This window comes from Paenibacillus sp. FSL H8-0168 (assembly GCF_038592955.1).
GTDB lineage: Bacteria > Bacillota > Bacilli > Paenibacillales > Paenibacillaceae > Paenibacillus > Paenibacillus polymyxa_B.
Map to the genome: position 1 here is coordinate 2,299,731 of NZ_CP151948.1, position 13,203 is coordinate 2,312,933.

The following is a 13,203-nucleotide window of genomic DNA, read 5'->3' on the forward strand; positions in this document are numbered from 1 at the left end:
GATTGGTACACTTTACCTCTTTACAGGAGGAAGATTCACAGCAGCTAATGCTAATCAAAGGCTAGACGCAAATTGACGTCACAAAGGAGTTTTGGACTTGAACAAAACAGGTTTCGAGCGTGGCACACGCAGACAACTGAGGATTCATGTACTGCCGACCAAGCGCTTTAAGACGTTTGCTATATCATTGTATGTAGGCACTCCGCTACGGGAGGACACCGTAACTCGAGTGGGACTGGTACCTTTCGTTCTGCGACGGGGTACAGAATCGTATCCGCAGACTACACAATTCAGAGAACAGTTAGAGCAATTGTATGGCGCGGGTTTCGGTTTCGATGTGTATAAACGTGGAGATTATCAGATCGTGCAATTTCGCATGGATACGATTAATGACAGCTTTGTAAATAGTCCAGATAGTTTACTGGATCGTTCGTTTTCTTTTCTCGGAGAAGTGCTAACGAAGCCTGCATTGGAAAATGGTGCATTTCAAACGGGATACGTCCAGCAGGAACGAGAAAATGTGCGTAAGAAGCTGGAATCTATAGTTAACGATAAAATACGTTATGCTGGTGAGCGCTGTATGGAGGAAATGTGCAAGGATGAGCCTTATCGTCTGCACCCTCTTGGTCAACGATCTGATCTGGACAGTATAGATGCAGAGAGCTTGTATAAGGCTTATGGAGAATGGCTGAATCATGCCAGCATGGATTTATACGTTGTGGGAGATACGACGCTAGAAGAAGTTGAGAAGTTTGTTGATCGCTATTTTCAATTGAATCGTTCAGCGGAAACAGGGTATGTTCCTGAACAGCCCAAGTCGGTAGAGCGTGATGTTCAAACCGTTGTAGAGCGTCTTGATGTGAACCAGGGCAAGCTCAACATGGGGTTGCGCACCCCTATTACGTATGGAGACGATCGCTATGCTTCCGCTCTGATGTACAATGGCATTCTGGGCGGGTATCCGCATTCAAAGCTGTTCGTTAATGTGAGGGAGAAGGAAAGTTTGGCGTATTACGCTTCATCACGGTATGACGGGCATAAAGGTATTGGTACGATTCAATCTGGTATTGAAATTCCTAATTATGAAAAAGCGGTTACTATTATTCGCAAGCAACTGGAAGATACGCAAAACGGAGCGATTACTGAGCTGGAAATGACCCAAACGCAGGCGATGATTCGCAACTTGCTAAAGGAGATGCAGGATTCCGCTTTTGAAATGATCGCCTATGATTTTAACAGACAGCTTTCCGGTAAAGAACGGACAGTAGATGAGCTGCTGAGTCAGGTGGAGGCAGTCAAGGTGCAGGATGTTCAGGATGCCGCCCGGACGTTCCGACTGGACACTATTTATTTCTTGAGAGACCGGAAGGGGGAATAGCGGTGGAGCATATACCTTATGAGCATTTGCAGGAAACGCTGTACTATGAAGTAATGGATAACGGTTTACACGTTTATGTGTTGCCCAAACCGGGTTTTCAGAAGACATACGCCACATTTGCAACTAAATACGGCTCAGTTGATAATCATTTCCGCGTAGAAGGTCAACAGCCCGTAAAGGTGCCGGATGGCATAGCCCATTTTTTGGAGCATAAAATGTTTGAAGAGCCTGAAGGCGATATTTTTGCTACCTTTTCCTCTAATGGGGCATCGGCGAACGCATTTACGAGCTTTGATCAAACAGTATATCTGTTTTCGGCAACCGAGCGTATTCAAGAAAATTTGACCACACTGGTCAATTTTGTGCAGCATCCTTACTTTACAGATGAAAATGTAGAAAAGGAAAAAGGCATTATCGGCCAGGAAATTAATATGTATGAAGATAACCCCGATTGGCGGAGTTACTTTGGTCTGATCGAGGCGTTGTACAAGGTCCATCCGGTGCATATAGATATCGCAGGTACTGTTCAATCCATCAGTACGATTACAAAAGAAACGCTGTACAGTTGCTATGAAGCTTTCTACCACCCAAGCAATATGATTCTTTTTGTAGTGGGCGGAGTGGATCCAGCTGAAGTAATAGAGCTGGTACGTAACAATCAGGCCAAAAAGGACTATAAGCCGCAGGGAGAGATTGAGCGGATTTTCGACGATGAACCCACTACAGTTGCAGAACCACGTCGTGAGGTGAAGCTGGCCGTTTCTCTGCCAAAGCTACTGTTTGGATTCAAGGAGGCTGAAGTAGGCCTAACGGGTGAAGAATTACTTCGTCATGATCTGGAAACCAAGCTGATGCTTGATCTCCTGTTTGGTTCCAGTACACAACTATATCAAAAGCTTTACGATGAGGATCTGATTTCGGACAGTTTTGGTCATGAGTACAATAGTACGCAGCAATATGCATTCTCTGCAATCGGCGGGGATACCAAAGACCCGGATCGGCTGTTGGCGAGAATACGTGAAGAGGTGGAGTCCATTCAGAAGCAGGGCTTTGCAGCAGAACATTTTGAACGGGCACGCAAAAAGAAAATCGGTGGTTATCTGCGTACACTCAATTCACCAGAAAATATTGCACATGAATTTACAAGACATCGCTTCCGGGGCAGTGATTTTTTCCAACTTCTTCCTATTTATGAAAGTATCACGCTTGAGGATGTAAATCGCCGTCTAAAAGACCATATCCAGTGGGATCAACTCGCAATATCACTAGTGGTGAGTCCGTAATGTCCAGGGAGAGGGAAACGATGACCACCGGGGGCGGAGAATTAAAAGCAATTGGCGATACAACGGTGCTGATTACAGGAGCGAGTGGCGGAATTGGTGCGGCAATTGCTGAGCGTTTTGCAGCTGTAGGGATGAATGTTGTCATTCACTATATGAAGTCTCATGAAAAAGCAAATGAAGTTGCCCGTCGTTGCATGGCTTATTCAGGCAAGGTAATGACCGTGTCAGCGGATCTGCGGAGCAAGGAGCAGATCGAACGCATGCGGGAAAAGCTGGATAATCACGGGATGAAGCCGGATATTCTTGTGAACAACGCCGGATTATCTCATTATGGGCTGTTGACAGATGTTTCGGAAGAGGAATGGGACGAAGTGATGGCCGTCAATGTTAAGGGAACCTTTATGTGCACGCAGGTTTTTATGCCACATATGATTTCCCAACGCTATGGCCGCATTGTGAATGTTTCCTCCGTGTGGGGGATATGTGGCGCATCGTGCGAGGTGTTGTATTCCACCACCAAGGGAGGCATTAACGCTTTCACTAAAGCGTTGGCTCAAGAGGTAGCACCTTCCGGGGTGACAGTGAATGCTGTAGCTCCAGGTGCAGTGGATACGTCGATGCTGGATCATTTGGATAAAGGCGAAATTACCAGTTTGGAAGAAGAAATTCCTGCCGGACGGTTGGCTCGACCTGATGAAATATCGTCCCTGGTTTATTTTCTTGCGCTTCCTGAGTCAGGTTATATTAATGGCCAGGTCATAAGTCCTAATGGAGGATGGGTGACTTAAGGGATAGCGCTTGGAGGAATCCACCAGTATAGTAAGCGTTTGAGAAGAGCATATTATAACTGTTGATTTTAAATCTGAATCATCTAAGGAGGATTTAAGTATGTCAACAGTTGTTCAGAATTTTGATGTTTGGAAAAAGTTCCTTGGTCAGCGTGTAGAGCAAGCGGAGAAGCTGGGAATCAGCCAAGATACCATTTCAGAGCTTGCTTATGAAATCGGTGATTTTCTGGATGAGAAGGTCGACCCAGCGAACCACTCCAACCGCGCACTGAAAGAACTGTGGGGAGTTGCCGATGAGGACGAGCGTCACACCATCGCCCGGCTAATGGTTAAATTGGCTAAGAGCAACGCATAAGTAGGAACCAACATGAAAAGCTCCCTTTTGGGGGCTTTTCTGTAATGGTTACAGAGCTGTTCTTGTAATTCCATTGTAATTTATATATCATAAACGTGATTGAGGCTTACAACACAATGTAGCCTATCGAATTTCAATAATTGGTTTTGTCGAAAGATGTTATTTTATGATACAATAATGCTTTGATTTGGAGTTGTTGACGGTTTGAATGTGAATGAGGTGCTAACGTGACGGAAGAAACGAAACAGTGGTACATGGAGTACAAGATACATAAAAATCGACCCGGACTGCTGGGAGACATTGCTTCCATGCTTGGTATTCTGGGGGTTAATATACTGACAATCAACGGTGTTGAAGGTGAAAGACGGGGGATGTTGCTTGAAACGGACGATGACGAGAAAATACGCATTCTCGGAGACACGTTAAAAAAAGCGAGCAACATTACAGTCACGGCCTTACGTGCTCCGAGACTGGTTGATATATTGGCAGTAAGACACGGCCGTTACATCGATCGGGATTCAGATGATCGTAAAACATTTCGCTTTACACGCGATGAGCTTGGGTTGCTGGTCGATTTTTTGGGTGAAGTATTAAAGAGGGACGGCAATCAGGTGATCGGTCTTCGCGGGATGCCGCGTGTGGGCAAAACGGAATCCATTATTGCCAGTAGTGTTTGCGCGATGAAGCGTTGGACTTTTGTGTCTTCAACGTTACTACGACAGACGGTGCGCAGTCAGCTCTCTGAAGAAGAAATGAACCCAAACAATGTGTTTATTATTGATGGTATTGTGAGTACAATTCGGTCAAATGAAAGACATTATCACCTGCTTCAGGAAATCATGAGCATGCCAAGTACTAAAGTGATTGAGCATCCTGATGTATTTGTACGTGAATCAGGATACAGCTTTGACGATTTCAATATCATTATTGAACTTCGCAATAATCCGGCTGAGGAAATTATTTATGATACCTTTACAGCCAGTTATACAGAAGATCTTTAAATAAGCGTAATTATACAAGGAGATGATGACATGTCAGAACTGGGTCAGCAATTAAAGGAGGCCCGGCTGCAAAAAGGATTGAGCCTTGACGATGTTCAGGAAATGACGAAGATACGCAAACGTTATCTGGAAGCCATTGAGACGGGCGATTACAAAGTGCTGCCGGGAAGCTTTTATGTCAGAGCTTTTATTAAAACATACGCTGAAACGGTCGGGTTGAACCCCGATGAGATTCTGGAAGGGCATCAAAGCAATGTGCCTGAACCTGAGCCGGAAGCAGTGATGGAGCCTGTTACACAGAAACGCTCAAGCCGTCCCGCCACGATTGGTAATCTTAAATGGTTGCCTACAGCGTTAATGTGGCTTTTTCTAGTTCTCATTGTTGGGGTTATTTATGCTTATTGGGTGAGCAACAACCATTCAACTCCAAAAACAGCAGAAAACACAACGCCGATTACAACACCAAGTACAACGCCAAGCACAACGCCAAGCACGTCTACTCCTGATACCACTACGACACAGCCGAACAATGGTCAAACGACGGCTCCAAATGGTGCTGGTGGGAAGACTCCTGATGCGGGGCAAACCGGACAAACTCAGCCAGATGGTACGGGGAATACGGATGCTACTACTCCAGATACTGGACAGCAGCCGGATACGACTACACCACAACAAGGTATAACTGTGGCACAGGACGGCAAGCAAGGCAAGACGACGATTTTCAAAGTTTCCAGTGCAACGGGAGCCACAGCCAAGGTTGATATTAAAGCTACGGGTGAAAGCTGGCTTGAAGTGTACAAGGGACAAAATTCCCGTGGAGAAAAGCTGAGCTACGGTATGACTAAAAGTGGAGATGCCATGTCTTTCGATATTGGTCCGGAAGGTTTATATATCAAATCAGGACGGTCTTCTGCCACAGATATTTCCGTAGCAGGTCAACCGATAACAGATAATAAATCGACTACACGTGTACTGATCCAGCAAGGAGAAGCTTCTTCGACCGGAACGAGTGCAGGAGTGACGGGTTCACCTGCAGATTCTACGACAGGTAGCAGTACGGATTCAGCACAAAATGGTACAGATTCTACAACTACTGATGGTGAATAAACGCCTTGGTGCGAGGAAATACTAATGACTGTAATTCCTGGAAAGGCAGTCATTTCATTTTCCGCAAAGTGAGGTGTATACGTTATGACCGTCAGCTGGATTGTGACTGGGCTCGGTATCATTGTCAGTTTACTGGGCTATTATCTGACACCGAATGCATGGGGCTATGGCATACTGGGCTTTGGTCTTGCTCACATTGTGCTTGGACTCTTGGATATGTTCCGAACTCCAACACGAAGCCATAATTAGATATTTTGACCGTAATTGAAATAAAGGCGTTTTTGTCAGGAAAACTGGCAAGAACGCCTTTTTAGTCAACGGATTATTGGATTTTTGTAAATGACTAGCCTATAATTAGATATTGAACTTTGTTGTGGAAAGGAAAGTGAAACGATGGCTTCAGAAAATTCATTTGATATCGTCTCCAAAATGGATATGCAGGAGTTAACAAATGCGGTTCATCAGACGGAGCGTGAAATTGAAACACGATTTGATTTCAAGGATAGCAAAAGTAGCCTCAAGCTTGAGAAAGAAGCTCTTACGATTGCATCGGAAGACGAGTACAAGCTGAATGCGGTGATTGATATTTTGCAATCTAAAATGGCCAAACGAGGTCTGTCCCTTAAAAATGTGGAGTATGGCAAATTGGAACCCGCTTCTCTAGGTTCAGTGCGTCAGCGTCTTTCGCTTAAGCAGGGAATTGATCAAGATAATGCCAAGAAAATTAATATTCTTATTCGGGACTCCAAGCTAAAAGTCAAAAGTCAGATTCAAGGTGATCAAATCCGAGTGACTGGAAAAAACAGGGATGATTTACAGGCGATCATTCAATTGCTACGTAAAGCTGATTTGCCATTGGAGCTTCAATTTACAAACATGAAATAAAGCCGTTTTCCCTCATATATTTTGTAGGAAAAAACGTTGCTTGATGTGCGGCAGGTTATTTTGACATGCGTTTTGCGCCATATTATACTTGTAACGAAAATGCAGACAATTCAGGTGTATAGCGCTCGTCGAAAGCGATTTACATAGGATTGAATTTAATCCGAAAACTGCCATTTGTAATCAAGTACGATAATCAGGGGAGAGTGTGTTGTGAATTTACCCAACAGAATTACAATAACGCGGATTTGCCTTATCCCGGTGATGATGCTGGCTTTGCTGGTGGACTTTGATTTTTATCCGCCGCCGATTGAGATCGGAGCTTTCAAGCTGCCGTATAATCAGCTGATTGCGGCTATCATTTTCCTTGTAGCAGCCAGCACGGATGGTCTTGACGGATATTTGGCACGTAAAAATAATATGGTCACCAATTTGGGCAAGCTGTTGGACCCCCTTGCTGATAAGCTTTTGGTAACCGCTATTTTGGTTTCCTTGGTAGAAATGGGGAAAATTGATTCATGGATTGTCGTTGTGATTGTTAGCCGTGAGTTTGCGGTTACGGGGCTGCGTCAGATTGCCTTACTGGATGGGTCTGTGGTTGCTGCAAGCAATTGGGGCAAATTAAAGACGATCATCCAGATCGTTGCTATTGTAGCGCTGCTCATTAATAATTTCCCGTTTGTTTTTCTTGGTATACCGTTTGATTTAATAGCGATATGGGCAGCAGTGTTGATCACCATTTATTCGGGTATTGATTATTTCGTGAAAAATATCCATTTGCTGAGCTCCTCCAAAGTTTAACAGGATAAATTTTATGGAAACAGCAATAGGGACTAAACTTATTGCTGTTTCTTTATATAATTCCCATAATATTCGCAGTACAGGAGGAAGAATTGATGAAAGCTGAAATAATTGCAGTAGGAACAGAGTTATTACTCGGACAAATAGTGAATACAAATGCTCAATATTTGTCACAAGAGCTGGCTACAATTGGAATCGATGTATATTTTCAGACTGTGGTTGGCGATAACATAGATCGGCTTCAGGAAGCGATAAGAATTGCTCAGAAGCGTGCGGATATTATTTTGTTTTCCGGCGGTCTGGGGCCGACTCAGGATGATTTGACGAAAGAGGCGATAGCGGCTGTATTGGGGCGAAAATTGCACATAGATCGTCTTGCAATGGACAAGCTAGATCAATTTTTCCGTAACCGTGGGGTAGAAATGACCGAGAATAACCGCCGGCAGGCGCTTTCTATTGAAGGTGCTACTCCACTTGAAAATGAGACAGGGCTAGCTGTGGGCGACGCGATTGCACAGGACGGTAAATTTTATGTAGTTTTGCCTGGACCGCCTAAGGAACTCAAACCCATGTTTGCAAACCATGCGAAACCTTGGTTGCTTCAGCAAGCATTGAGCGGTGAGGAAATGCCAATTTATTCGAAAATGCTAAAATTTGCAGGGATCGGTGAGTCAGCTCTTGAAACCCATTTGTTAGATTTGATCCAATCCCAGACAGATCCTACGATTGCTCCTTATGCCAAGGAAGGGGAAGTCACGATCCGTATATCCACCAAGGCGGCCAGCGAAAGTGAAGCATTAATTAAGTTGACAGCTACGGAAGTAGAAATTCAGCAGCGTCTTTCGGAGTATATGTATGCAAGCGAGGATGTTGCGCTGGAGAAGGTTATCGTAGATCTAATGGCCAAACGCGAACTCACTGTGAGTGCGGCAGAAAGCTGTACAGGTGGAATGCTGATGGAACAGATTACTTCTATACCTGGCAGTGCTGCTATGTTTCAAGGTGGCATCGTGTGCTATTCCAATGAAATGAAGATGAAGTTACTCAACGTGCCTTATGATTATTTGGAAGGGGACCATGCGCCAGGCGCAGTGAGTAAGGAAGTAGCACTTGTGCTTGCAGAGCAGGCGAGAATGATCATGGATAGCGATTTTGGACTTTCAGTTACTGGTGTAGCTGGGCCTGGGTATTCCGAACGGAAGCCAGTCGGTCTAGTGTATATTGGCATTGCTGAACGCGACAAGGAAACGGAAGTACATGAACTGAGACTGAGTGGCAACCGTGAAACAATCCGACTGCGATCAGTTAAAGCAATCCTGTACAGATTGTGGCGCAGGCTGGTAGAGAACGAGAAACTCTCTTAAACATCTATGTACAGTGTGACTCGTAGAGTTGTTTTAGATAGATATTCATGGTATAATCATCTTATCGGAAGAACCGTTGCAAAGCCTTTTGCCAGCGGTTCTTTTTTTGTTTTAAGAGACAGGTGTAATTATAGAAGAGAGTTGTGCAAATAAAAAAAACGAATGTATGTTCGAAAAAATGCTTGGCAAGCGTGTCAAAACAAGGTATTATTAAAGTACAAACAATGAAGGATGTGAGTTTATTGTCAGATCGTCGTGCTGCGCTGGATATGGCGCTCCGTCAAATAGAAAAGCAATTTGGTAAAGGTTCCATTATGAAGTTGGGTGAGTCTACCCATATGCAAGTGGAAACGATCCCCAGTGGTTCGATTGCTTTGGATATTGCGTTAGGAACGGGCGGCTTTCCAAGAGGCCGGGTTATTGAAATATACGGACCGGAATCATCCGGTAAAACGACAGTAGCTCTTCACGCTATCGCAGAGGTGCAAAAAACAGGCGGACAAGCCGCCTTTATCGACGCCGAGCATGCGCTTGATCCGTCGTATGCAAGCAAGCTGGGTGTCAATATTGATGAGTTGTTACTATCGCAACCAGATACAGGAGAGCAGGCGCTTGAGATTGCCGAAGCCCTTGTACGTAGTGGAGCAGTAGACATTGTAGTTGTTGACTCCGTAGCGGCACTTGTGCCCAAGGCAGAGATTGAAGGCGAAATGGGAGATTCCCACGTTGGTCTTCAAGCACGTTTGATGTCTCAGGCATTGCGTAAGCTTTCTGGAGCCATTAATAAGTCGAAAACCATTGCTATTTTTATTAACCAGCTACGTGAAAAAGTAGGTGTTATGTTCGGTAACCCTGAAACAACACCAGGTGGACGTGCCTTGAAGTTTTACTCTACGGTACGTTTGGATGTTCGTCGTATTGAAAGTTTGAAAATGGGTAACGACATTGTGGGTAACCGCACACGTATTAAAGTCGTGAAGAACAAAGTTGCCCCTCCTTTCCGTCAGGCTGAGGTGGATATTATGTACGGTGAGGGTATTTCCAAAGAAGGTAGCTTGATCGATATCGGTACGGAGCATGACATTGTCGACAAGAGCGGAGCCTGGTATTCCTACGAAGGTGAGCGCCTTGGTCAGGGACGTGAGAATGCTAAACAATTTTTGAAGGAAAATCCGAATATTGCTAGTACGATCGAACAAAAAATTCGGGTGGCCAGCAATTTGATTACGACGGTTGCTCCGCCTACAGAAGAAGAGTTGGCACAGCAAGCGAAGGAAGAACAGGAATTGTTGGAGCTTGAATAAAGCTTGGTGAATCCTGGTTTGTGAACTGGGGCCAGGGTTATGGCACCGTCCGTTTGAATAGCATGATTCTGATGCCCTGCACAGTTGTGCAGGGCATTTTTGCATCAACTAAAGTCTGCTTTGTCGGCGGAATCTAACTTTGCGTAGCAGGTGTTCAAAGGCTGCTTTCGTGAATTTCAAAGTGAGGGAAATATATTGCAGTTGGACGATGAAGATGAATACACTTCGGAAGCAAATAAGCAACAAGGGATTTCTCTTTTTCCGGATCATGAGGAATTGATGATTACTAGGGTAGAGCAGGGACAGGGACGCAAACGTGGAAGGTATATCATTCATTTTGGTCCGTATTCGCTGTCTGTATTAGAAGATGTAATGATCAAGTACAATATGTTCAAAGGAACGTCATTTGATAAAAAAGAACTGGAAGATATCGTTCTGGCAGATGAAAAGCAACAGGCTTATGTACTTGCGCTTCGCTATTTGGGGCGAAAGCCTCGCACACGTCAGGAAATTGCCCAACGTTTGTTACAAAAAGAACTGGATCAGTCTGTTATTGACGAAGTAATGGTTCGACTGCAAAGGGAACAACTCGTAGATGATGATTTATACGCCCGCCAATGGGCAAGGCAGCGCATAACTAGCCAACGTAAGGGGAAGATGTGGGTTAGGCAAGAACTTCGTCAGAAGGGCATCTCTAAAGCCTCTATTGGTGAAGCGTTAGGTGAGATCACCGATAATGAGGAGTGGGAGAGCGCTTTGACGGTCGGACGTAAGAAATGGAATCAGATACGTGGTGATATAATGGAGAAAAAAAGGAAAACCTACCCTTTTCTCATGAGACGCGGATATTCGGGGGATATGACACGCCGAGTGGTCAATCATCTCACTGCGGCCGAGCATGACGTTGCTTCAGATGACGAGGAATTGTTGCAGTGGGAGGAATAGTTGCTAAACGGCTGCTGAACCTTTGGCTAGTATGAACGGATAGGATGAGCTAGTTATTACAGGGAAAGCTGCATGGTAGTCTACTAATGTTTGCATTCCCTTGACAATGCCATTTGTCAAATAATAAAATATATATGAAACGATACTTGTGGAACGCCCTTTTTCCTTCCAAAAAAGCGGAATCCACGGGTGAGTTCTCATCGCCAAATAACAAGTGATGCCGCTATGCCAGGCGGAATTGTACATGTGAAAGCATGTGCATATGAAATGAAACGACCTTGTGTCGTTGTCTTAGTTTGACGATCAAAGTAAATGTGACAATTGCAAAAAGTCCCAAGGAATGCCTTGGAGGAACCAACGGGGAGGTGAACAGTATGATGACTGCGATCTGGTTCGTTCTCGTTGCTGTAGCCGCGTTATTCTTTGGGTTCGGGATTGGTTATTTTATTCGCAAATCTATTGCAGAAGCTAAGATCTCCAGTGCGGAAGAAGCTGCCGCGCAAATCGTGGAGAACGCGAAAAAAGAGGCAGAAGCGCTGAAGAAGGAAACGGTATTGGAAGCGAAAGATGAAATCCACCGCATTCGTGCCGAAGCTGAAAAAGAAACTCGTGAACGTCGCAATGAAATTCAACGACAGGAACGAAGATTGCTGCAAAAAGAAGAATCGCTGGATAAAAAATTGGAATCGCTGGAACGCAAAGAAGAACAAGTGGCCAACAAAGAGAAACGAATCGATGAAACCCAGCAGCAAATTGATTTGATTTACAAGAGTCAGGTAACTGAGTTGGAACGTATTTCCAATCTGACGATGGAGGATGCAAGAAGTATTATTCTGACCAACGTAGAACAGGAAGTTCGTCATGAAACAGCTCAGATGATTAAAGAAATTGAGCAGCAGGCCAAAGAAGAAGCGGACAAAAAGTCTCGTGAAATCATCACACTGGCCATCCAACGCTGTGCGGCAGATCATGTAGCAGAAACGACGGTTTCTGTTGTCACATTGCCGAACGAAGAAATGAAAGGCCGGATTATCGGGCGCGAAGGCCGTAATATCCGTGCACTTGAAACTCTTACAGGAATCGACCTCATTATTGATGATACGCCGGAAGCTGTTATATTGTCTGGATTTGATCCGATTCGTAGAGAGATTGCGCGTACTGCGCTTGAAAAGCTCGTAGCGGACGGACGGATACATCCGGCTCGTATTGAAGAGATGGTGGAAAAATCCCGTAAAGAGGTGGACGAACGAATCCGTGAGTATGGTGAGCAGGCCACCTTTGAGGTGGGCGTGCATAGCTTGCATCCGGATTTGATCAAGATCTTGGGACGTCTCAAGTTCCGTACGAGTTACGGACAGAACGTATTGAAGCACTCGATGGAAGTTGCATACTTGACAGGTCTGATGGCCGGGGAACTGGGCGAAGACGTTGTACTGGCAAGACGGGCAGGATTGCTGCATGACATCGGGAAGGCGCTGGATCACGAAGTGGAAGGATCGCACGTTGAAATTGGCGTGGAACTGGCGAAGAAGTACAAGGAACACCCGGTCGTTATCAACAGCATTGCTTCACATCACGGCGACTGCGAAGCGACTTCAGTGATCGCCATGCTGGTTGGGGCGGCAGATGCCCTGTCAGCAGCAAGACCGGGAGCGCGGCGTGAAACGCTAGAGACGTACATCCGTCGTCTTGAGAAGCTGGAACGCATCTCCGAATCTTTTGAAGGCGTTGAAAAATCATACGCGATTCAAGCCGGACGCGAAGTTCGTGTCATGGTACAGCCAGAGAAAATTGATGATGCGGAAGCATTCCGACTGGCCCGTGATATTACGAAAACGATTGAGAATGAACTGGACTATCCGGGACATATCAAGGTTACCGTCATACGCGAGACCCGTGCGGTAGAATACGCAAAATAAAAGCATTTCAATGAAAAGTGGCCGCTGCTTGTAGGGCCACTTTTCATTATGTAAGGCAGACTAGGGAGGGCTTTCT

At 45.1% G+C, this 13,203-nt stretch carries 13 protein-coding genes; all 13 read left to right on the top strand.

Annotated elements, in window-relative coordinates; all coding sequences use genetic code 11:
- Nucleotides 1-97: 97 nt before the first annotated feature.
- Nucleotides 98-1,378 (top strand): pitrilysin family protein, encoded by a 1,281-nt coding sequence (locus MHI21_RS10850; protein ID WP_342419984.1) that lies wholly within the window; start codon nt 98-100, stop codon nt 1,376-1,378.
- A gap of 2 nt (nt 1,379-1,380) precedes the next feature.
- Nucleotides 1,381-2,661 carry a pitrilysin family protein gene (locus tag MHI21_RS10855; protein ID WP_023988233.1) on the top strand — a complete coding sequence of 427 codons (1,281 nt, stop codon included), beginning with the start codon at nt 1,381-1,383 and terminating at the stop codon, nt 2,659-2,661.
- A gap of 20 nt (nt 2,662-2,681) precedes the next feature.
- Entirely contained in the window at nt 2,682-3,449 is a 768-nt protein-coding gene (fabG, locus tag MHI21_RS10860) for a 3-oxoacyl-ACP reductase FabG (RefSeq protein WP_165175604.1), read from the top strand.
- Between the two features lie 100 nt (nt 3,450-3,549).
- Nucleotides 3,550-3,804: a DUF3243 domain-containing protein gene (locus MHI21_RS10865; protein WP_013309950.1), complete on the top strand. Its 255-nt coding sequence runs from the start codon at nt 3,550-3,552 to the stop codon at nt 3,802-3,804.
- Between the two features lie 227 nt (nt 3,805-4,031).
- Nucleotides 4,032-4,805 carry a DUF3388 domain-containing protein gene (locus tag MHI21_RS10870; protein ID WP_013370747.1) on the top strand — a complete coding sequence of 258 codons (774 nt, stop codon included), beginning with the start codon at nt 4,032-4,034 and terminating at the stop codon, nt 4,803-4,805.
- A 30-nt stretch (nt 4,806-4,835) separates the two neighbouring features.
- Nucleotides 4,836-5,912, top strand: a complete 1,077-nt coding sequence (locus MHI21_RS10875; RefSeq protein WP_342419985.1) for a RodZ family helix-turn-helix domain-containing protein — start codon at nt 4,836-4,838, stop codon at nt 5,910-5,912.
- Nucleotides 5,913-5,996: 84 nt separating this feature from the next.
- The gene (locus MHI21_RS10880; protein ID WP_023988236.1) at nt 5,997-6,161 is read left to right on the top strand and encodes a hypothetical protein; all 165 of its coding nucleotides are present in this window, start codon (nt 5,997-5,999) and stop codon (nt 6,159-6,161) included.
- Between the two features lie 144 nt (nt 6,162-6,305).
- Nucleotides 6,306-6,797, top strand: a complete 492-nt coding sequence (locus MHI21_RS10885; protein ID WP_013309953.1) for a YajQ family cyclic di-GMP-binding protein — start codon at nt 6,306-6,308, stop codon at nt 6,795-6,797.
- 210 nt (nt 6,798-7,007) lie between these two features.
- Entirely contained in the window at nt 7,008-7,595 is a 588-nt protein-coding gene (pgsA, locus tag MHI21_RS10890; RefSeq protein WP_013309954.1) for a CDP-diacylglycerol--glycerol-3-phosphate 3-phosphatidyltransferase, read from the top strand.
- A 95-nt stretch (nt 7,596-7,690) separates the two neighbouring features.
- Nucleotides 7,691-8,959 (top strand): competence/damage-inducible protein A, encoded by a 1,269-nt coding sequence (locus tag MHI21_RS10895; protein WP_250261587.1) that lies wholly within the window; start codon nt 7,691-7,693, stop codon nt 8,957-8,959.
- 242 nt (nt 8,960-9,201) lie between these two features.
- A complete protein-coding gene (gene recA, locus MHI21_RS10900) occupies nt 9,202-10,263 on the top strand; it encodes a recombinase RecA (RefSeq protein WP_023988239.1) in 1,062 nt (353 codons plus the stop codon).
- Between the two features lie 195 nt (nt 10,264-10,458).
- Nucleotides 10,459-11,208: a RecX family transcriptional regulator gene (locus MHI21_RS10905; RefSeq protein ID WP_061829419.1), complete on the top strand. Its 750-nt coding sequence runs from the start codon at nt 10,459-10,461 to the stop codon at nt 11,206-11,208.
- Between the two features lie 374 nt (nt 11,209-11,582).
- Nucleotides 11,583-13,127, top strand: coding sequence for a ribonuclease Y (gene rny, locus MHI21_RS10910; protein WP_013309958.1), 1,545 nt, complete (start codon nt 11,583-11,585; stop codon nt 13,125-13,127).
- Nucleotides 13,128-13,203 lie beyond the last annotated feature (76 nt).